At 67.0% G+C, this 19,246-nt stretch carries 15 protein-coding genes; 5 read left to right on the forward strand and 10 right to left on the reverse strand.

Annotation, left to right across the window (positions count from 1 at the left end):
- Nucleotides 1-22 precede the first annotated feature (22 nt).
- A complete protein-coding gene (locus tag HMPREF3113_RS00715) occupies nucleotides 23-1,771 on the reverse strand; it encodes a ShlB/FhaC/HecB family hemolysin secretion/activation protein (protein WP_254665219.1) in 1,749 nt (582 codons plus the stop codon).
- A 474-nt stretch (nucleotides 1,772-2,245) separates the two neighbouring features.
- Here HMPREF3113_RS00715 and HMPREF3113_RS00720 point away from each other — a divergent pair, with 474 nt between their 5' ends.
- The 5 genes from HMPREF3113_RS00720 to pgaD all read left to right on the forward strand — a co-directional run bounded on the left by HMPREF3113_RS00720 (nucleotide 2,246) and on the right by pgaD (nucleotide 9,479).
- The gene (locus HMPREF3113_RS00720; protein ID WP_070470219.1) at nucleotides 2,246-3,457 is read left to right on the forward strand and encodes a CynX/NimT family MFS transporter; all 1,212 of its coding nucleotides are present in this window, start codon (nucleotides 2,246-2,248) and stop codon (nucleotides 3,455-3,457) included.
- 345 nt (nucleotides 3,458-3,802) lie between these two features.
- Entirely contained in the window at nucleotides 3,803-5,836 is a 2,034-nt protein-coding gene (gene pgaA / locus HMPREF3113_RS00725) for a poly-beta-1,6 N-acetyl-D-glucosamine export porin PgaA (protein WP_070470143.1), read from the forward strand.
- A gap of 10 nt (nucleotides 5,837-5,846) precedes the next feature.
- Nucleotides 5,847-7,742, forward strand: a complete 1,896-nt coding sequence (gene pgaB / locus HMPREF3113_RS00730) for a poly-beta-1,6-N-acetyl-D-glucosamine N-deacetylase PgaB (protein ID WP_070470145.1) — start codon at nucleotides 5,847-5,849, stop codon at nucleotides 7,740-7,742.
- A 7-nt stretch (nucleotides 7,743-7,749) separates the two neighbouring features.
- The gene (gene pgaC, locus HMPREF3113_RS00735) at nucleotides 7,750-8,997 is read left to right on the forward strand and encodes a poly-beta-1,6-N-acetyl-D-glucosamine synthase (RefSeq protein WP_019182844.1); all 1,248 of its coding nucleotides are present in this window, start codon (nucleotides 7,750-7,752) and stop codon (nucleotides 8,995-8,997) included.
- Nucleotides 8,994-9,479 carry a poly-beta-1,6-N-acetyl-D-glucosamine biosynthesis protein PgaD gene (pgaD, locus tag HMPREF3113_RS00740; protein WP_019182843.1) on the forward strand — a complete coding sequence of 162 codons (486 nt, stop codon included), beginning with the start codon at nucleotides 8,994-8,996 and terminating at the stop codon, nucleotides 9,477-9,479. The genes pgaC and pgaD overlap by 4 nt, the downstream gene beginning before the upstream one ends.
- Before the next feature lie 96 nt (nucleotides 9,480-9,575).
- Here the strand turns inward: pgaD and HMPREF3113_RS00745 are convergent, their stop codons facing one another.
- From HMPREF3113_RS00745 to HMPREF3113_RS00785, 9 genes are all read right to left on the reverse strand, one after another.
- A complete protein-coding gene (locus HMPREF3113_RS00745) occupies nucleotides 9,576-10,838 on the reverse strand; it encodes a glutamate-5-semialdehyde dehydrogenase (RefSeq protein WP_070470147.1) in 1,263 nt (420 codons plus the stop codon).
- Nucleotides 10,839-10,953: 115 nt separating this feature from the next.
- Nucleotides 10,954-12,102: a glutamate 5-kinase gene (gene proB, locus HMPREF3113_RS00750; protein ID WP_070470151.1), complete on the reverse strand. Its 1,149-nt coding sequence runs from the start codon at nucleotides 12,100-12,102 to the stop codon at nucleotides 10,954-10,956.
- 13 nt (nucleotides 12,103-12,115) lie between these two features.
- Nucleotides 12,116-12,376, reverse strand: a complete 261-nt coding sequence (locus tag HMPREF3113_RS00755; RefSeq protein WP_019182840.1) for a YciI family protein — start codon at nucleotides 12,374-12,376, stop codon at nucleotides 12,116-12,118.
- A gap of 69 nt (nucleotides 12,377-12,445) precedes the next feature.
- Nucleotides 12,446-13,741, reverse strand: a complete 1,296-nt coding sequence (gene argH, locus HMPREF3113_RS00760) for an argininosuccinate lyase (RefSeq protein ID WP_070470152.1) — start codon at nucleotides 13,739-13,741, stop codon at nucleotides 12,446-12,448.
- A gap of 74 nt (nucleotides 13,742-13,815) precedes the next feature.
- On the reverse strand, nucleotides 13,816-14,769 hold the full coding sequence (argC, locus tag HMPREF3113_RS00765; protein WP_019182838.1) for an N-acetyl-gamma-glutamyl-phosphate reductase: 954 nt from the start codon (nucleotides 14,767-14,769) through the stop codon (nucleotides 13,816-13,818).
- Nucleotides 14,766-15,365, reverse strand: a complete 600-nt coding sequence (locus HMPREF3113_RS00770) for a GNAT family N-acetyltransferase (protein ID WP_019182837.1) — start codon at nucleotides 15,363-15,365, stop codon at nucleotides 14,766-14,768. The genes argC and HMPREF3113_RS00770 overlap by 4 nt, the downstream gene beginning before the upstream one ends.
- Nucleotides 15,366-15,370: 5 nt before the next feature.
- Nucleotides 15,371-16,696, reverse strand: a complete 1,326-nt coding sequence (locus HMPREF3113_RS00775) for an acetylglutamate kinase (RefSeq protein WP_070470155.1) — start codon at nucleotides 16,694-16,696, stop codon at nucleotides 15,371-15,373.
- A gap of 73 nt (nucleotides 16,697-16,769) precedes the next feature.
- Nucleotides 16,770-17,858, reverse strand: a complete 1,089-nt coding sequence (locus HMPREF3113_RS00780) for an acetylornithine deacetylase (protein WP_070470158.1) — start codon at nucleotides 17,856-17,858, stop codon at nucleotides 16,770-16,772.
- Between the two features lie 154 nt (nucleotides 17,859-18,012).
- Nucleotides 18,013-19,206: an argininosuccinate synthase gene (locus HMPREF3113_RS00785; protein WP_019182834.1), complete on the reverse strand. Its 1,194-nt coding sequence runs from the start codon at nucleotides 19,204-19,206 to the stop codon at nucleotides 18,013-18,015.
- Nucleotides 19,207-19,246: the final 40 nt, after the last annotated feature.

The following is a 19,246-nucleotide window of genomic DNA, read 5'->3' on the forward strand; positions in this document are numbered from 1 at the left end:
CGCGAACGCGCCCGCACTGAAATCAGAACGACCAGCTCAGGGTGAATCCGGTGACGGTGTAGGCGTTCTGGAAACCAGAGGGCTTGTTCAGCGGGGCGCCGACGAAGCCGTCCCAGTACAGGCCGCGATACGACCCACGCAGGCCGATCACGCTGCCCGCCAGGTCATTGCCTACCTGCCATTGCGTGGCGCTGCCGCCGACATGGCCGTAATCGGCGCCGACGTAGAATTCCTGCCCGCCGCCCAGGGCCAGGCCGATGTCGTTGCGGATCAACCAGCCGCGCTCGCCCATCAGCGACATCTCGCCATCGAAGCCGCGCACGGTGTAGCGGCCGCCGATCGCGAAGCGGTCCTGCGGCACCAGCCCGCCACGGTTCCATTGCGCTCGCCAGCTGCCGGTGTAGCGCAGGCGCTGCTGGCCGAGCTGGAACGGGAGGCTGAGCTGTGCGTCGGCGAAGTAGATCTTCGGGTGCGAGGTGGCTTCACCGAACAGCTCCTCGGGCGCTGCGATCGAGCCGAAGGCCCCGGTGCCACGGCGGAAGCCGACAGTGCCATCGAGCGTGGCCTGGCCGATGAAGTGACGGTGGTTCAGGCCGAGCTCCCAGCCGCCCATGCGCCGGCGCTGGACCAGGATTTCGGTGTCGTCGATGAAGTTGCGCGAGTCGCGCTCCCAGGCACGCAGGTACATGCTGGTCTTGCTGCTCGCGTTGCGGAACAGCAGGCGCGTAGCCCGCACTTCGGCGTTGTAGCTCTCGCCGCTGTAGAGATACGACTGCTGGTTGCCGGCCACGGTCTGCTCGTACTCGTAGCCGCTGCGCGTGGCGCCGAACAGCCAGTAGCCGACCGGCACGGAGTAGTGAAAGGTGAAGCCCTTGGTGCCGCGCTTGCCGCCGCTGAACACGTCATGGTTCAGGTTGACGTAGAACAGGTCGTTCTGGCGCAGCGCGTGGTCCAGCGACATCGTCGCACCGGCCTGGGTCTTGCCGGTGGCCTTGCTGCCGGAATCGTCCAGGCTGAGGTTGAAGCGGACCAGCCGTTGCTGCGACCACTGCACCACCAGGTCGCTCTGGCCAGGTGCGGCGTCGGCGCCTTCGGCCGGGCTGATCTGGATGTCGGCCTCGGCGGTCGGCACGCGCTTGAAATTCTCCAGCCCCTGTTCGATATCGCGCAGGTTGAGCAGGTCGCCACTGCGTGCCGGGATCGCGTTCCACAGGGTGGCGTCGCGATGGGTGCCCTCTGCGAAACGGATCTGGCGGAGCGTGCCGGGCACCGCGGTCAGTGCCAGCGTGCCGGTGGTGAGGTCCTGCGGCTGGGCCAACACGCGCGTGGTGACGTAGCCGCGCTCGACGATCGCGTTCTGTACCCGCGACATCACCACGTTGATGCCGGCGGTGCCCAGGCAGCGGCCGAGCGCCGGATCGCCTTTGACGTTGGCTGCGGGCAACGCCCACTGGAAACGGTCGGCCTGCTCGCCTTCCAGGGTGATCCGGTTGATCACGAAGCAGGGTGCTTCGTCCTGGGGCAGCCGCTCCGGTGCGGCCACCGGTGCGTCCTGAAGACGTGCATCGGGCCGGGTTTCAAGCTGCTCGCGCAGGGCGCGTTCGCGCTCCTGCTGGCGAAGCAGCTCCTGATCGGGGGCGGGCAGCTGCTGGGCACTGGCCGGCAGATAGACCAGGGCCAGCGCGGCCGCCAGCGGGGCCAGAAGGAGGGTGCGCCGGGAAGCGCCATGGGAACCGGCGCGAGCCGGGGTGGGTAGTACGGTGTTTGGCATGCAGGATCTCGAACGTGGGCTGGCACGAACCATCGTTCGCTATAGACCGCCCCTATGGAGGCCCGCCAATTTAAGAGCTATTCGCGACATGAGAACCGTCAAAAACCCCACCCACCCCGTAAGAGAACTACCCGCTCGCTTGTAGGGATTTTCCTAAATAGTCATTTTTTTGACGCATCGCACATGGAAGGGGACCGCGTGGCCCTTGTTGTGAAGGCGTTTTCACACGTAGCGCCCCGCACTGCGCGCGGCGCGGCATCGTGCCCGCGGCCGGGCCTGTCGCGTCGGCACGGCATCACCTCGCCCCACCCTGCGCGACCTGTCGGGATCGAACCCGTACAATGCCCAGTCCTGGCCCTGCTTACGGCAACGGCCCAGTCCCCTACCCCGCAGCTGCCGGCCACTGGCCGGTCTCTGCCGTTGCACCCGCGCGCCGGCATGGCCGCGGTGCGCCACCTGTCAGGAAACATGCTGATGACTCACCCCACCCCACCGTCCCAGTCCCTGCTGCACGGGCGCCTTCTTGCATTCGCCGCGATCCTGCTGGCCGCGTTGAACCTGCGCACCGCGGTCACCTCACTGACCCCGCTGCTGGATGTGCTCGGCCAGACCTTCGGCTTCGGCACCACCATGACCGGCGTGCTTGGCATGCTGCCGACCGCAGCGTTCGCCCTGTTCGGCGTGACCACCCCGGCAGTGGCGCGTCGCCTGGGCCTGGAACGGACCGCCCTGCTGGCCATGAGCCTGGCCACCGTAGGGCTGCTGCTGCGGTCGATGGCCGGCGGCGTGGGCAGCCTGCTGTTCGGCTCGGTGGTGGCGCTGGCCGGCATGGGCATCGGCAACGTGGTGGTACCGCCGCTGGTGAAGCGCTACTTCGCCAACCGCGTGGGCACCATGAGCACGCTCTACATCACCGTGTTGCAGATCGGCACGATGATGCCGGCCCTGCTGGCGGTCCCGGTCGCGCAGCAGGCGGGCTGGCGTGTGTCGCTGGGCATCTGGGCGCTGATGTCGCTGGCCGCGGCGCTGCCGTGGCTGATGCTCTCGCGTGCACGGCCGCACCCGGACACGATCAGCGCGGCCAACGATCCGTCCAGCGCGCCGCACGGCAAGGTCTGGAAAACCCCGCTGGCGTGGGGCATGACCCTGATGTTCGGCATGACCTCGTTGATGACCTATTCGATGTTCACCTGGCTGCCGCGGATCGTGGTCGAGGCCGGTGCAACACCGGCGTTCGGCGGCATCATGGTGGCGATCTTCGCGGCCTGCGGCCTGCTGCCATCGCTGACCATGCCGGCCCTGGCCGTGCGCCTGCGCAATCCCTTCGGGCTGGTGCTGATCGGCTTCAGCGCGTTCCTGATCGCCTTCGCCGGCCTGTTGTTCGCCCCGATGAAGGCCCCGTGGCTGTGGGCGGTGCTGCTCGGCATCGGGCCGTCCACCTTCCCGCTGGCCCTGACCCTGATCAACCTGCGGACCCGCACCCCCGCCGGTTCGGCCGCGTTGTCCGGCTTCATGCAGGGCGTGGGCTATGCCTTCAGCTGCCTGGGCCCGTTCCTGTTCGGCTGGCTGCACGCGGTCAGCGGCGGCTGGCACCTGCCGTTCGGCTTCCTGGTCCTGTGCGCGGTGGTGCTGTTGTGCGCCTCCTGGGTCGCCTGCAAACCGCAGAAGCTCGAAGACCAGTGGTAAGCGCCCCGGCGCGTCCATCTACACGCGTTGTGCGCAACTGCTGACGTAGCGTGTCGCTAACTGACCCGGTGGGCTGCACCGGGCAGCGTTCGGAGTCTCTGGCGTCGCCAGCCGGCTGAACAGCTTCATCGCGATGGAGTGCGCCGTCCTTGGTTGCGACATGGCCTGAATCTGCAGCGATTCAATCACTTGCCCCTCCCCTCCGGGTTCCACCCGGGGGCTGATGGGTCGTACCCGCGTCTTAACGATTTGGCAACAACTGCGCAGTCAGGCACGATTGGCATGTGATGTGCGTCACACTTTTGACGCAACACACCTTTGAAAGGATGCTCCAAGGGGGGTTCCATGTACGACCATCGGCCGCTGGCGCTCTGCGTCGGCCTGGCATGCGCGACACTCGCTTTTTCCGCTCCGGCGGCTGCAGCCACTGCGCGGGACAACGCATTGGCCGAGATCGGCCAGTTCCGGGACCATGCCCAATGGCTGGATGCACTGGCGGCGATCGAGCGGGCACGGGTGCAGTCGCCCGACGACGCATTGCTGTATCGCCTGCAGGTGCTGACCCTGGCGGACATCGGCAACGCGCACCGCGCCTGGCAGCTGTACCTGGCGCGACCGGACCTGTTCGATGCCGCCCAGAAAGAACGGCTGGAAGGCAATTACCTGGCCAAACTCGTGGGCTGGAGCCTGGCCTACGGCCCCAGCGAGGACACCCGCCTGGATGAAGCCGATGCGGCCCTGGTGCAGATGCAGCAGTACCTCGAGCGCGATGGCACCACCGTGCAGCAGGCGCCGCTGCGGATCCGCCATGACCGGCTGATCCTGCTCAACCGGCTGGGCCGCCATGCGCAGGTTCGCGAGGAGTACCGCACGCTGCTCGCCGAGGGCCACCCGGTGCCGAACTATCTGCTGGCCGCCGTCGGCGATTCGCTGATGGCCACGCAGCATCCGGCCGAGGCGATCCCGGTGCTGGAAGCCGCACTCAAGGCTGACCCGTCGCTGCCGCAGGCGCGTTCGGAACTGGCCTATGCGTATCTGGAGGACGAGCAGGCTGATACCGCCATCGCCCTGCTGAAGAAGTGGCAGGCCGATGAGCCGGCCTGGCGCTGGGCAAACGGTGCCAAAGCGCCGCATGCGAACTGGCCGCGCTACGAGGCCGACCTCAACCTGGCCATGGTGCGTGCCTACAGTGGCGACCTGCCCACTGCGCAGCGCGATCTGGAGAAGATGGTCGAGATCGGGCCAGGCAATACCGGCTCGCAATCCTCGCTGGGCAACATCTACCTGATGCGTGGCTGGCCACGGCGGGCGCTGGAGCGCTACAGCATGGCCAACACGCTGGACCCGCGCGACGTACCGGCGCGGCTGGGCCAGTACGACGCCTACGTGCAGGTGCAGCGCGATGACCTCGCGCGCCCCATCCACGACACGCTGCTCGCTGCCTACCCCAACCAGCCCTCCGTGCAGCGCATGGACCGCAGCTGGCGCGCGCACCGTGGCTGGCAGTGGCATGCCTACGCCGAAGGCGGGCGCAGCTCCGGCGGTGGCGGTGCGTCACCGCTGGGCAACGATGACGGCCGCTACGGCGTTGAAGTGCAGTCGCCGGTGCTGGACGACCGCTGGCGCCTGGTCGCGTTCGCCGATCGGCGCAGTGTGGATTTCCAGGACCAGACCATCGACCCGCTGCGGATCGGCGTGGGCACCCGTTACCGCTACGGGCGTGCCGATGCCGAAGCCTTCGTCAACCGCGCCAACGACCACATCGGCGATACCGGCCTCAGTGCCGGGTTCGGCTGGCAGTTCAGCGATCAATGGCATGCCGGCATCACCGCCGCACGCAATGATCCGGATGCCTCGATGCAGGCGCGCGTCTCAGGCATCACCGCCGACAGCATTGCGCTGGCAGCCGACTATCGCCGCGATGAACGTACTCACTGGAGCCTGGGCGCCAGTCAGTTCCGCTACGACGACGGTAATCGCCGCGATACCGTCAGCACCGCCATCGAACAACGCCTGATGACCCGGCCGACCGTGTTCGTGGATGGCCTGGGCAGCCTGTACGCCAGCCGCGGCAGCCGCGACGACGTGCCCTACTTCAACCCATCCGAGGACCACTCGGTGGAGATCGGGCTGCGCGTGGACCAACAACTGTGGCGTCACTACGAACGCCACTTCCGCCATCGCCTGACGGTCTCGGTGGGGCAGTACTGGCAGCAGGGCTATGGCAGCGCGATCGTGCCTTCGGCCGAGTACCGCCACGAGTGGCAGCTCGGCGAAGGCCGCATTTTCGAGTACGGCATCCGCTGGTCGCGACCGGTCTATGACGGACAGCGTGAACGACATATCGGCCTGGATGCCGGCCTGCGGTGGGGAGAATGACATGCGGCACATGGACTTGAAGCGTTGGACCCACTGGCTGTTGCTGGCCCTGCTCACCGTGGTGCTGCCGGCACAGGCACAGCAGCCGCCGGCCGCACTCGATGCCGCCGACAACGGCCTGCTGGTGCTCAGCTACCACGACATCCGTGACGAGGTGGCCGAGCGCGGCGACCCGGATGCGTATGCCGTCAGCACGCAGAACTTTGCTGCGCACCTGGACTGGTTGTCCGCGCATGGCTACCACCCGGTGTCGCTGTCGCAGTTGATCACTGCCTCGCAGGGTGGCACCCCGCTGCCGCCCAAGCCGGTGCTGCTGACCTTCGATGACGGGCTGCGCAGCGTGTACAGCAAGGTCTTCCCGTTGCTGCGCGCCTACAACTATCCGGCGCTGGTCGCCGTGATCACCGATTACGTGGACATGCCGGCCGGGCGCCAGATCGATTACGGCTACCGCCCGTTCACCCGCGATGATTTCCTGACCTGGGCGCAGCTGCGCGAGATGCAGAAGAGCGGGCTGATCGAACTGGCCAGCCACACCGACAATCTGCACCATGGCGTGCAGTCCAACCCGCAGGGCAACTCCACGCCGGCGGTGATCACGCGCATCTACGACCCGACCCGCAAAGCCTATGAAACCGCGGCCGAGTACGAAGCCCGCCTGCGCGCCGACCTGGGCCGCAGCGTGGAGCGCATCGAGCGCAATGTCGGGGTCACCCCGAAGGCGATCGTATGGCCGTACGCCGCCTACAACGCGTTGAGCAACGATATCGCCGAGCAGTTGGGCATGCCGGTGTCGTTCGACCTGGAAGGGCGCAGTACGCCGGTCAAAGCCGATCTGCATGGCCTGGCGCGCCTGCTGGTGACCAACAACCCGACCGTGGTGCAGTTGGCCTACGAACTGCGCCGGGATGTGGAACGCGATGGCATGCGTGCGCTGCAGATCGACCTGGATGCCGTCTACGATGCCGACCCGGTGCAACAGGGCAAGAACCTGGATGCGCTGATCGACCGGGTCAAGAAGATCGGCCCGACCCACGTGTTCCTGCAGGCCTTCGCCGATCCGGACGGCAATGGCTCGGCTGATGCGCTGTACTTCCCCAACCGGCATCTGCCGGTGCGTGCGGACCTGTTCAACCGCGTGGCGTGGCAGCTCAAGACCCGCGCCGGGGTGAAGGTGTTCGCGTGGCTGCCGGTGCTGGGTTACGAGCTCAAGGACCCGGCCATCCGCAAAGCCCTGGCCATCGAGAGCCCGGAAAGCGACGGCATCTTCCGGCTGGACTTCACCCGGCCGCAGGTCCGCAGGATCATCGATGACATCTACGAAGACCTGGCGATCAACTCGTACTTCGAGGGCCTGCTCTTCCACGATGACGCCTACCTGCGCGACACCGAGCTGACCCAGTTGCCGCCCGAAGGCGAGGATGGCGCACGTACACAGGCGCTGATCGACTTCACCCTGGAGCTGCGCAACGCCGCGCAACGCTGGCGGCCGAAACTGGGGACCGTGCGCAACCTGTATGCCCAGCCCGTTCTGGAACCGCAGAGCGCCAGCTGGTTCGCCCAGCGCCTGGACCTGTTCAACAAGGCCTACGACCACACCGCCCTGATGGCGATGCCGTGGATGGAAGGCAGCCGCAGCCCGGAACGCTGGCTGGACCGGCTGGTGGTGGCGGTGAAGCAGCACGATCCGCAGTTGTCGCAGACGATGTTCGAGCTGCAGACGCTGGACTGGCGCACCAGCAAGCCGATCCCCGGCGACCGCCTGCGCGCGCAGATCCGTCGTCTACAGGCGCAGGGCGTGCGTCATTTCGCCTGGTATCCGGATGATTTCATCGCCGGACGTCCCTCCACGTATGACGCCCGCGCGGCCATGTCGGCCCGCAGCTTCCCGTACGAGGAAAAGTGAGGTCGCCATGCATCCTCTTCTCTACGCGCTGTTCCAGTTCGCCTTCTTCTACCCGATGGTGATGGCGTTCTTCTGGATGTCCGGCGGCCTGTATTACTTCTTCCGGCGCGAGCGAAAGGCCCGTGACCGTGATGACCCGCCGCCGATGGATGTCTATCCGTTCGCCTCGATCCTGATCCCCTGCCACAACGAAGCGGAGAATCTGGACGACACGATTGGCTCGGCGCTCAAGCAGAATTACCCGGATTTCGAAGTCATCGCCATCAACGATGGCAGCAGCGACGATACCGGCGCGCGGCTGGATGCCCTGGCCGCCCTGCACCCGCGGCTGCGGGTGGTGCACCTGGACCGCAACCTGGGCAAGGCCAATGCGCTGCGCATGGGCGCGCTGGCGGCACGTTCGGAGTTCCTGGTATGCATCGATGGCGATGCGATGCTGGAGGAGTACGCCACGCACTGGATGGTGTGGCACCTGACCTCGGGCCCGCGCGTGGGCGCGGTCACCGGCAACCCGCGCATCCGCAACCGCTCCACCCTGCTGGGCCGGCTGCAGGTGGCCGAGTTCTCCTCGATCATCGGCATGATCAAGCGGGCGCAGCGAGTGTACGGGCGCATCTTCACCATCTCCGGGGTGATCGCCGCGTTCCGTCGCACGGCCCTTCACCGGATCGGTTACTGGTCCGATGACATGGTGACCGAGGACATCGACATCAGCTGGCGCCTGCAGCTGGACCATTGGGACATCCGTTACGAGCCCAATGCGCTGTGCTTCATCCTGATGCCGGAAACCTTGAAGGGGCTGTGGCGGCAGCGCCTGCGCTGGGCCCAGGGCGGTGTGGAAGTGCTGCTGCGGCATGGCGGCTCGCTGTTCCACTGGCGCAAGCGCCGCATGTGGGGCGTGCTGCTGGAGTACATCCTCAGCGTGCTGTGGGCCTACACGATGCTGGCGATCATCGTGTTGTGGGCGGTGGGCAAGTTCATGGTGCTGCCGCCGGAGCTGTACATCGCCACGCTGCTGCCGCAGTGGCATGGCGTGATCCTGGCCCTGGTCTGCCTGATGCAGTTCGCCAGCAGCCTGATCATCGACCGCCGTTACGAAACGCATATTGGACGTAACTACTTCTGGGTGATCTGGTACCCGATGGCGTACTGGCTCATCAGTCTGTTCACGACCCTGGTGGCGTTCCCCAAGACGTTGTTCAAACGTCGTGGCAAGCGCGCGGTCTGGGTCAGTCCTGACCGGGGTATCCGATGAACACCGTCAAATCCACCCGCCGCTTCGATTCGCGGCTGATCCAGAAACCGCGCCAGCAACCGCGCCTGCAGCGCACCGCCTGGGGTTTTGTGACCATCGCCTTCTGGGCGTTCTACTTCTACCTGTGGGCACCGCTGGTAACGCTGATCTCGTGGCTGCTCGGCGGGCGGATGGCGTGGGCGCAGCTGTACGAACAGAAGCAGACGGTCGATCCGTTCGTGGTGATCGCGCTGCCGGTGATGCTGGTGTGCTGCGCGGCGCTGCTGATCGCCTGGGCCGAGTACAACCGCATGCGGTTCACCGGCAAGGAGCGCCGGCTGCCGCATGACGATGTGACCCGCGAGGAGATGGCGCATGACCTCGGCGCGAGCGTGGCCGTGGCCGCGTCGCTGGCCGATGGCAAGTCGGTGACGCTGCACATGGACGAGCACGCGCGGCCGGTACGGGTCACCGCGGGGGCATTGGCGGTCGCATACCGGTAATCGCGCGGGGGTTGGCAGACCGGTAGTGCCGGCCGCTGGCCGGCGCCACGGATTGCCAGGATGCGAAGGAGCCGGCCAGCGGCCGGCTCTACCGGGTCACGCGCGCGTCTGGCCTTCGCCGCGGACGACGAAGCGTTCGACGGTGAGCGCCTCCAGCCCCATCGGGCCATAGGCGTGCAGGCGGGTGGTGGAGATGCCGATCTCCGCACCCAGACCGAGCTCGCCCCCGTCGGAGAAGCGCGAGGAGGCGTTGACCATCACCACCGCCGAGCGCAGCGCATGCACGAAGTGCTCGGCTGCCGCGGCGTCTTCCGTGGCAATCACTTCGGTATGGTCCGAGCTGTACTGCTGGATATGCATCAGTGCCTGTTCGAGGTCATCGACCACGCGCACGGCGATGATCAGATCCAGATACTCGGCGGCGTAATCCTCCTCGCTGGCCGGCTCGGCATCGGGCAGCCACTGCCGCGCCACCGCGTCGGCGCGCACCCGCACGCCGCGCTCGGCCAGTGCATGCGCGGCCAACGGCAGGAAGCTCGGCGCGAGGTCGGCATGGACCAGAAGCGTCTCCAGCGAGTTGCAGGCCGAGGGTCGGCTGCATTTGCCATCCACCAGCAGGCGCAGCGCAAGCGCGGGGTCGGCGGCGCGGTCCACGTACAGATGGCAGACACCCTTGTAGTGCTTGATCACCGGCACACGGGCATGCTCGGCCACGAAGCGGATCAACCCTTCCCCACCACGCGGAATCGCCAGATCGATCACATCGTTGAGCTGTAGCAGGGCAAGCATGGTCTCGCGGCGCAGATCCTCCACCAGGGTCAATGCGGCATCGGCGACGCCCGCCTCGCGCAGCGCGCGCTTGAGCGAGGCGGCAATGGCAGTGTTGGAGTAGATCGCCTCCGAGCCACCGCGCAGGATCACGCCGTTGCCGGCCTTGATGCACAGCGCGGCAGCGTCGGCGGTCACGTTCGGGCGCGCTTCGTAGATCATCGCGATGACGCCCAGCGGCACGCGCACTTTCTGCACCCGGATGCCATTGGGACGCACGTCATCGCGGGTCACCTGCCCGACCGGATCGGGCAACGCAGCGACCTCGCGCAGCGCGGCGGCGATACCGGCCAGACGCTGCGGGTTCAGTGCCAGGCGGTCCAGCATCGCGGTGCCGATGCCCTTTTCCGTCGCCGCCGCAAGATCGCGGGCGTTGGCCGCGAGAATCGCATCGGTATCGGCTTCCAGCGCGGCGGCCATCGCGTCGAGCAGATCGGCCTTGGCCGACGCAGACAACTGCGCCAGCTGCCGGGCAGCGTCCCGGCAGGCCAGCGCCTGGCTGCGGATGTCGGTGGTGGAGCTGGCGACCATCTCAATATCCTCGGAAAAAACGGTAGGGCCACGCCATGCGTGGCCGGGGGATGTCGAACGGACCCAGGTTGCGCAGCCACGCATGGCGTGGCTCTACCGTGGATGTTCTTACGCTTTACAGCAACACCAGATCGTCGCGGTGGATGACGTTGCCACCGTAGTTGTAGCCCAGCACGCTCTCGATGTCGCGCGAGTGGCGCCCGGCGACGCGGCGGATGTCGCTGGCCGAATACTGGCTGACGCCGCGGGCCAGGCAGACCTCGCCGGACTCGCTGCGTTGCCGGATCTCGACCATGTCGCCGCGGCGGAAGTCGCCCTCGGCGCCCAGCACCCCGCCAGGCAACAGCGAGGCACCCTTGCCACGCAGGGCATCGGCTGCGCCGGCATCGACCAGGATCGCGCCCGGCTCCAGCGGCGCGTGCCGCAGCCAGTACTTGCGCGCGGCCACCCGGGTCTGCGCGGCATGGATGCGGGTGCCGAACAACCGCCCCTGGCTGAGCGCACGCACCACCTCGGCACTGCGCCCGTTGAACAGGCAGGTCTCGATGCCCACCCGCCCGGCCTTGGCCGCGGCTTCCAGCTTGGTATGCATGCCACCGGTACCGGCGCCACTGCCGGCGCCGCCGGCCATCGCCAGGACCTCCACGGTCAACTCGGGCACGTCATGGATCGGCCGTGCCTGCGGATCGCGACGCGGGTCGGCGCTGTACAGGCCGTCGATATCGGTGGCGATGAACAGCACATCGGCGTCGATCAACGCGGCTACGGTCGCAGCGAGGTTGTCGTTGTCGCCGAGCTTGAGCTCATCCACCGAGACGGTGTCGTTCTCGTTGACCACCGGCAGCGCGCCCAACCGCAACAGCTCGTTGAGCGTGGCGCGGGCGTTGAGGTAACGGCGGCGATTGCGCAGGTCATCATGGGTCAGCAGCACCTGCGCCACCGGGCGTTCGAAAAAGCGCTGCCAGAGCCCGATCAGCTGTGCCTGGCCCAGCGCGGCGAGCGCCTGCCGCGCTGCCATCGCCGCGCCGGCTTCCAGCGCGCGCGGCACGATTGCCCGGCCGGCCGCAACCGCGCCGGAGGATACGATCACCACCTCGCGCCCAGCCAATACGTTGGCCGAGACGAACTGGGCCAGGCCCAGCGCGTGGCGTGGCGAGAGGCCGCCGCCGTCAGCGGCCAGCAGGCTGCTGCCCACTTTGAGTACGGCGCGTTTCCACTGCGGGACGGATTGTTCGGTAAACGGCGAAGGCACGGGCTGGTTCATGTGGTCGGCGCGCTCAGCGCGTGCTCCATTCGTGGATACGGGCGGTGGCGCTGCCGTGCACCAGCAGCGGATCGCTGTCGACCAGCGCCTGCGCAGCGGTCAGGTCAGCGATGTCCTGCAGCACGTAAGCGCCGCCGCTCTTGTCGGTGAAGCCACCGGTCAGCAGCAGCTGCCCGCGGGCACGCACCTCATCGAGAAAACGCGCGTGTTCGGCACCGACCTCATCGCGGAAGTCCGGCGTACGGGTGACCATCACCAGGTAACAGGTTTTCATAGAGATCCTTTCCCGGGCAGCACCCGGCAAGACGTTACAAAAACGGCGACCTTGCGGCCGCCGTCGTGATCACACCAGTGCCGCCCAGCGGGCGCGCAGTTCATCCAGCCGCAGGTCGGCCGCCGCGCCGGGCGATACGCGCGCGGCCAGGCTGCCTTCGGGGGTTCGCCCCTGCCCTGCCGTGTCCGCCGCCGCGGCGGCAGCCTTGTAGGCCTCGCGGAACGGCACACCGGCCACGGCTGCCTCCACCGCGACATCGGTGGCGTACATGCCCGAGTCGATCGCCGCGCACAGCTTGTCGTCGCGCCATTCCAGGTTGGCCAGCAGCGCCGGCAGCAGTTCCAGCGCGGCCAGGCCGCGGCCGAAGCCGTGGAAGATCGCGCCCTTGCTGCTCTGCAGATCGCGGTGGTAGCCCGAGGGCAGCGACAGCAGCTGCTCGATCTCGGTGCGGGCCGCGGCCACGCTGGCATGGGTGGCGCGCATCAGTTCGATCACGTCCGGGTTGCGCTTGTTCGGCATGATCGAGCTGCCGGTGGTGTACTGCGCCGGCAACGCCACGAAGCCGAACTCGCCGCTGGTGAACAGCGACAGGTCCCATGCGATGCGGCGCAGGTCCAGGGTGGCGCCGCCGAGTGCTTCCAGCGCCGCCAGTTCGAACTTGCCGCGAGAAAGCTGCGCGTAGATCGGCGAGATCTGCATGCGCGCAAAGCCAAGCGCTTCAGTGGTATGCGCGCGGTCCAGCGGCAGATTCACGCCGTAGCCGGCGGCCGTGCCGAGCGGATTGGCATCGACCAGGTTGAACGTGTCGTGCGCGCGGATCGCGTTGTCGATGAAGGCCTCGGCCCAGCCGGCCCACCACATGCCCGCCGAGGACACCACGGCGCGCTGGATGTGGGTGTAGCCGGGCACGGGCAGGTCTTTCTCGGCCTCGGCGCGATCCAGCGAGACCTTGGCGATCTCGCGGCTCAGTTCGGCCACGCGCAGCAGCTTGTCCTTCAGCCACAGCCGGGTGGCGACCAGGATCTGGTCGTTGCGGCTGCGGCCGGTGTGGATCTTGCGGCCGGCATCGCCGAGGCGCTCGGTCAGGCGCGCTTCGATCGCCGAGTGGCAATCCTCGAAGCGCTCATCCAGCACGAACGCGCCACTGCGGAAATCCTCGGCCAGCACGTCCAGCTCGCGCTGCAGGCCGATGCGCTCGTCATTGCCGAGGATGCCGATGTTCTCCAGGCCCTGCGCGTGCGCCTTGCTGGCCGCCACGTCGTAGAGGAAGAACTCGCGGTCCAGGATCACATCATCGCCGGCCAGGAAGGTCTGGATCTTGGCGTCTACCGCCACGCCGGGCTTCTGCCACAGAAGGTCTGCCATGTCTTGCTCCATAGGCGGAGTCGCTCCGCCGGGTTGTCAGGGCGCGCGCAGGGGGCCGCGCAGCGCCGTGGGAATCAGTGCGGGATCGAGGCCAGTTCGTCCAGACCCAGCGCCAGGTTGAGGTTCTGCATGGCCTGGGTGGCCGCGCCCTTGAGCAGGTTGTCCAGGGTCGCCACCACCACCACGCGCTTGCCGCCCGGGGCCACGTCGAAGCCGCCGATCTGCACGCCATGCCGGCCGGCGATCTGGCTGACCCACGGCGCTTCGTCGAGCACCTCGATCAGCGCCTCATCGGCGTAATACTTCTGGTAGAGCGCGATCACATCCTCGCGCTTGACTACCGTGTTGAGCCACAGGTTCACCGTCATGGTGATGCCACGGAAATGCGGCGCCACGTGCGGCATGAACTCGACCGGCACGCGCAGGTGCGCAGTGACTTCGCGCTCGTGCACATGGTTGGTCAGCGCATACGGCATGAGGTTGTCACGCAGCAGTTCCGGATTGTTCTTGTCCGAGGGCGTGGTGCCCGCGCCGGAGTAGCCGGACACACCAAAACACTGCGGCGGGCCGGCCAGCTGCTGCAGCAGCGGGCTGATCGCCAGCTGCATCGCGGTGGCGTAGCAGCCCGGATTGCTGATGTGCTTCTGGCCCAGGTAGTCGCCCCGGGTCAGCTCCGGCAGGCCGTAATACCAGCTCGGCTCGAAGCGGTGATCGGCCGACAGATCGACGATCACCGTGTCCGGCCTGGCCGCATCCAGCGCGGCGACGAACGGTGCGGCCAGGCCATTGGGCAGCGCCAGGATCACCGCGTCCATGCCCTTTGCAGCGACGGCATCTGCATCCAGGTTTTCGAACTGCAGCTCACCCTGCCAGTCGCCGTGGTGATCGCTCACGCGCTGGCCGGCCAGCTCGCGCGAGGAGACGAAGCCCAGCTGCAGGCTCGGGTGGGCGGCGATCAGCTTGATCAGCTCGGCGCCGGTGTGGCCACGTGCGCCGACGATGCCGACGGTGAAGATCTTGGTACTCATGCGTGTGCGTCCAGGCGGTGCTGCAGGTGGCGTTTCACCCCCTGCCATTCCGCATCGATGATGGAGAAGATGACGGTGTCGCGCGGGGTGCCGTCCGGGTGGCGCTTGTGGTTGCGCAGCACGCCGTCCTGCTTGGCGCCCAGCCGCGCGATCGCGGTGCGCGAGGTGACGTTGAACCAGCTGGTCTCGAACACCACGCTCAGGCATTCCAGCCGCTCGAAGGCATGGGTGAGCAGCATCAGTTTGGTTTCGGTGTTGATGCCGGTGCGCTGGGCGGCTTCGCCATACCAGGTGTAGCCGATGCTCAGGCGCGGCACCTCGGCGTCCAGATCGTAGTAGCGGGTGGTGCCGACCACTTCATCGGCATCGTTGAGGACCACGAACGGCAACACCTTGCCCTCGGCCTGCGCCTGCAGCGCGGCCTGGACATAGGCGGTCATGGTCTTCGCACTCGGCACCTGGGTGTACCAGAGCTTGGACAAGGTGCCATCCCCCAGTGCGCCGCGCAGGCCATCGATATGCGCCATCTGCAGCGGCTCCAGCCGGGCATGGGTGCCGGCCAGCGTGGGGACCTTGGTCCAATCGGCAAGATTCATCGGGTTCAGCCCTCCAGGCTGGGGGTGCGTGCGGCGCAATGCTCGACGTACGCTTTGATGCGGTCGAAGCCATCGGCGCCGAACCAGAACACCTTCCAGTGGCCCTGCTTGTAGCAGCCATCGGATTCGGCGTAATAGAAGTGATTGATCGGGTTGCCGTTGCGCGAGCGCCAGAACAGCTGCGGGGTTTCGTCCAGCATGACATTCCAGACCGCGCGGCCAAGGCCTTCGCCCTGCGCGTCATCCAGCACGGCGAACTTGTCCAGGTAGACCCCTTCCGCTTCATCGGTGAGGATCACCGCGGTGCGGTAGTTCTCGCTGACGTAGGCACGCAGCAGCTTGGTCTTCTGGAAATAATCCGCCACCAGGGTGCGGCCGAAGCTGGATTCGATCAGCTGCTTGAGGCGCGGCAGATCGAGTTCGTCCCAGCGGGTGGCGCGCAGCACTTTCTCGCCCTTGCGCACCAGCGTGCCCGAGCCCTTGTGGGTGAACAGTTCCTTGGCCAGGTCCGCCGGGCGGGTGATGGAGACCGAGGATTCCAGCGGCAGCCGATCCAGCAGGTCCTTGATCTGTTCGATCTTGACCCGCATGCCGCCATGGATCCACGGCTGCTGCATCAGCTGGTCGTACTCGGTGGAGAGGTTGATCGAGTCGATCACCTTGCCCTCTTCATCCAGCAGGCCGCCGGTGCCGGTGAGGAAGATGATCTTGTACGGCTGCAGTTCCTGCACCAGCTCGTTGGCGGCGAAATCAGCGTTGACGTTGAGGATCTGCCCGCAGCGGGTCTCGCCCAGGCTGGTGATCACCGGGATCGAGCCGGCGCGCAGGCTGGCCTCGATCGGGGCCAGGTTGACCTTCTTGACCTCACCGACCAGGCCGTAGGTGTCCTGGTCCAGGTACTCGGCTTCGAACACGCCCCCGGTGATCGAAGTCGCGCGCGCGCCATTCTGCTGCAGCGCTTCAACCAGCTGCAGGTTGGAGGCCTGGAACACCCGACGCACGATCGCCAGGCCTTCGGCCGAGGTCACGCGCAGGCCGTTCACGGTCTGCTTCTCGATGCCGGCCGCCGAGAGCTCGGCGTCCAGCTGCGGGCCGGCACCATGCAGCACGATCGGGGTCAGGCCGACTTCCTGCAGGAACGACAGCGAGGAGGTCAGCGCGTCCAGGTCATCGCGCAGCACCGCGCCGCCGACCTTGACCACGGCGAAGCGTTTGGCGTCCAGCTGCGAGAAACGCTTGAGGTACTGGCTGATCTCCTTCGCGCTGGCCATGCTCGAGAGCAGGCGCACGATGGTCTGACGGGTCTGGCGGTGGGGCTGGGAAGAAGGCATTTCGATATCGTCGCAGGCGGCCGCAGCCGCGATGGGAGTTCCGTCAGTGGGGGACCACGACGGCGTCATTCGATCAGGCGCCGTGCGCGATGATGCGGTGCACGGACTCGGTGTAACGCTGCAGCTGCTCCAGCGTCACGAACTCATCGGCGGTGTGGGCCTGGGCGATGTCGCCCGGGCCGTACACCAGCGTGGTGTAACCGCCGGCCGAAAACAGCGAGGCCTCGGTCCAGAAATCCACCGCGTTGCCGATCGGGATATCCAAGGCATCGGCCACGTCACGCGCGGCCAGACGGCGGTTTTCTGCTTCGGCAATATCGCCGGCCGGGAAGCTGGGCCCGCGGAAGGTCTCGGTGAACACCGCGGCCTCCGGTTCGGCAAAACCGGCAAAGGTGGCCAGCAGCGCATCGATATCCATCGACGGCAGCGGGCGGAAGCCGAAACGCACTTCGGCCGCGGGTGCGATCATGTTGGCCTTGATGCCGCCTTCCACGCGCCCGATGTTGAAGCGCAGGCCGGTCAGCCCGCCAAAGCGCGCGTGCGACAGCGACTCGACATGGTCCAGCGCGCGGTTGCCCCAGCGCATCGCCTGGTGCAATGCGCTGGCGGCCGCACCCTGCTTGCCCGAGGCATGCCCGGCCCGGCCGGTGAACTGCATCAGCACCGAACTGATGCCACGGTGCGCGAGCACCGCTTCGCTCATCGTGGGCTCGGCGACCAGCACCGCTTCGTACGGAATGCCCCGGGCGAGGAAGGCGGCGATGCAACGCGGGTCGTTGGCCTCCTCGTCGCTGGAGAACAGGAACGCGGCATCGCCATCGCTGGCGTTGGCCGCGGCCACCAGGGCCGCCGCAGCGCCCTTGATGTCGCACACGCCCAGCCCGATCACGCGATCGTCCGCTCGCCGCATCACGTGCGGGTCGGCCGTCCAATGCGGCGAGTCCGGCACGGTATCCAGGTGCACATTGAACAGATATTTCGGCGTGCCACGCACCGCATACAGGCTGACCGCACCGTCGCCATGGTCGAGCACCTCCACGTGGAACCCGGGCAGGTTCGCGCGCAGGTAATCGAAGATGCCGCCAGTGGTGATCGCACGCGGCGGGTTGCGCGTGTCGAAGGACACGAGCTGCTGCAGGTGATCGAGTGTCTGTTCAAGCATGTGTCTGAGTATCCGTAGGGTTCAACATCGGTAGTGCCAGCCGCTGGCCGGCTCTGCAATGATCCAGCCGTGCCACGCGCCGGCCAGCGGCCGGCACTACCATCCATCGCCGTTGCGAGGCGCCGGCCAGGGGCCGGCACCCCGGTGCATCGCCTTAGCGGTTCACCTGCGCGTACAGGGTGGAGCTCATGCCGAACAGCTTGATGAAGCCTTCCGCCTCTTCCACGCCCCAGTCGGCCGACTGTGCATACGTGGCGCCCTTGGTGTTGAGCAGGTGCGGCGACTTCACCGCAACGGCGTCCACACGGCCACCACGGGTTTCCAGCACCACTTCGCCGTTGACCTTGGCCTGGGAGGACTTCAGGAAGGCCTCGATATCGGTCTTGAGCGGGTCGTGGTAGAAGCCTTCGTACACCAGCTCCACCCACTTGCGCGCCACGTCCGGCTTGAAGCGGTTCTGCTGCTTGGTCAGCACCGCATCTTCCAGCGCGCGGTGCGCGGCCAGCAGCGAAACCAGGCCCGGCGCTTCGAACACGATGCGGCCCTTCAGGCCGATCACGGTGTCGCCGGTGTACACGCCACGGCCCACGCCGTACGGGGCGAACAGCTTGTTGAGCTTGGCCAGGATCTGCTCACCCGGCAGCGCCTTGCCGTCCAGCTCGACCGCTTCGCCTTCGACGAACTTCAGGGTGACCGTCAGGGCCTGTTCCGGCCATTCGCTGCGCGGTGCGCACCAGCCGCGGGCACCCTCGCCCGGGGCTTCCCAACGGTCGATCTCGCCGCCGGACATGGTCAGGCCGAGCAGGTTCTCGTTGATGGTGTAGGCCTGCTGCTTGGCCCGCACGCCGAAACCGCGCTCTTCCAGGTACTTCTGCTCGTAGGCGCGGGTCTGGGTGTGTTCTTTCTGGATCTCGCGGATCGGGGCGACGATCTGGTAGTCGCCCAGTGCCTTCACGGCCAGGTCGAAGCGGACCTGGTCGTTGCCCATGCCGGTGCAGCCGTGGGCGATGATGTTGGTGCCCAGTTCGGCGGCGCGCTTGAGCGCGGCGTCCACGATCAGGTAACGATCCGAGACCAGCAGCGGGTACTGGCCCTGGTAGCCCTCACCGGCCCACACGAACGGCTTGACGAAACCGCTCCAGATGGCCGGACCGCCGTCGACGGTGACGTGGCTGGTGACGCCCAGTTCGGCCGCACGCTTCTCGATGAAATCGCGCTCCTCGTCATCCACGCCGCCGGTGTCGGCGAACACGGTATGCACGTTGTAGCCGCGCTCCTGCAGGTAGGGCACGCAGAAGCTGGTGTCGAGTCCGCCGGAGAAGGCCAGGACGATGTCTTTCTTGCTCATGGGGGTCAGGTCCAAGTGGGAATGCAATGTGGAATGCGTT

It is taken from the genome of Stenotrophomonas sp. HMSC10F06, from assembly GCF_001807865.1.
GTDB lineage: Bacteria > Pseudomonadota > Gammaproteobacteria > Xanthomonadales > Xanthomonadaceae > Stenotrophomonas > Stenotrophomonas bentonitica_A.

What these genes read in the sequence shown, in the direction of transcription:
- pgaB (WP_070470145.1), top strand. Translation starts at nt 5,847, where the DNA reads ATGGACTTGAAGCGTTGGACCCACTGGCTGTTGCTGGCCCTGCTCACC.
- HMPREF3113_RS00770 (WP_019182837.1), bottom strand. Translation starts at nt 15,365, where the DNA reads ATGAATCTTGCCGATTGGACCAAGGTCCCCACGCTGGCCGGCACCCAT.
- pgaA (WP_070470143.1), top strand. Translation starts at nt 3,803, where the DNA reads ATGTACGACCATCGGCCGCTGGCGCTCTGCGTCGGCCTGGCATGCGCG.
- HMPREF3113_RS00775 (WP_070470155.1), bottom strand. Translation starts at nt 16,696, where the DNA reads ATGCCTTCTTCCCAGCCCCACCGCCAGACCCGTCAGACCATCGTGCGC.
- HMPREF3113_RS00780 (WP_070470158.1), bottom strand. Translation starts at nt 17,858, where the DNA reads ATGCTTGAACAGACACTCGATCACCTGCAGCAGCTCGTGTCCTTCGAC.
- HMPREF3113_RS00785 (WP_019182834.1), bottom strand. Translation starts at nt 19,206, where the DNA reads ATGAGCAAGAAAGACATCGTCCTGGCCTTCTCCGGCGGACTCGACACC.
- HMPREF3113_RS00720 (WP_070470219.1), top strand. Translation starts at nt 2,246, where the DNA reads ATGACTCACCCCACCCCACCGTCCCAGTCCCTGCTGCACGGGCGCCTT.
- argC (WP_019182838.1), bottom strand. Translation starts at nt 14,769, where the DNA reads ATGAGTACCAAGATCTTCACCGTCGGCATCGTCGGCGCACGTGGCCAC.
- pgaD (WP_019182843.1), top strand. Translation starts at nt 8,994, where the DNA reads ATGAACACCGTCAAATCCACCCGCCGCTTCGATTCGCGGCTGATCCAG.
- HMPREF3113_RS00755 (WP_019182840.1), bottom strand. Translation starts at nt 12,376, where the DNA reads ATGAAAACCTGTTACCTGGTGATGGTCACCCGTACGCCGGACTTCCGC.
- pgaC (WP_019182844.1), top strand. Translation starts at nt 7,750, where the DNA reads ATGCATCCTCTTCTCTACGCGCTGTTCCAGTTCGCCTTCTTCTACCCG.
- argH (WP_070470152.1), bottom strand. Translation starts at nt 13,741, where the DNA reads ATGGCAGACCTTCTGTGGCAGAAGCCCGGCGTGGCGGTAGACGCCAAG.
- HMPREF3113_RS00745 (WP_070470147.1), bottom strand. Translation starts at nt 10,838, where the DNA reads ATGGTCGCCAGCTCCACCACCGACATCCGCAGCCAGGCGCTGGCCTGC.
- proB (WP_070470151.1), bottom strand. Translation starts at nt 12,102, where the DNA reads ATGAACCAGCCCGTGCCTTCGCCGTTTACCGAACAATCCGTCCCGCAG.
- HMPREF3113_RS00715 (WP_254665219.1), bottom strand. Translation starts at nt 1,771, where the DNA reads ATGCCAAACACCGTACTACCCACCCCGGCTCGCGCCGGTTCCCATGGC.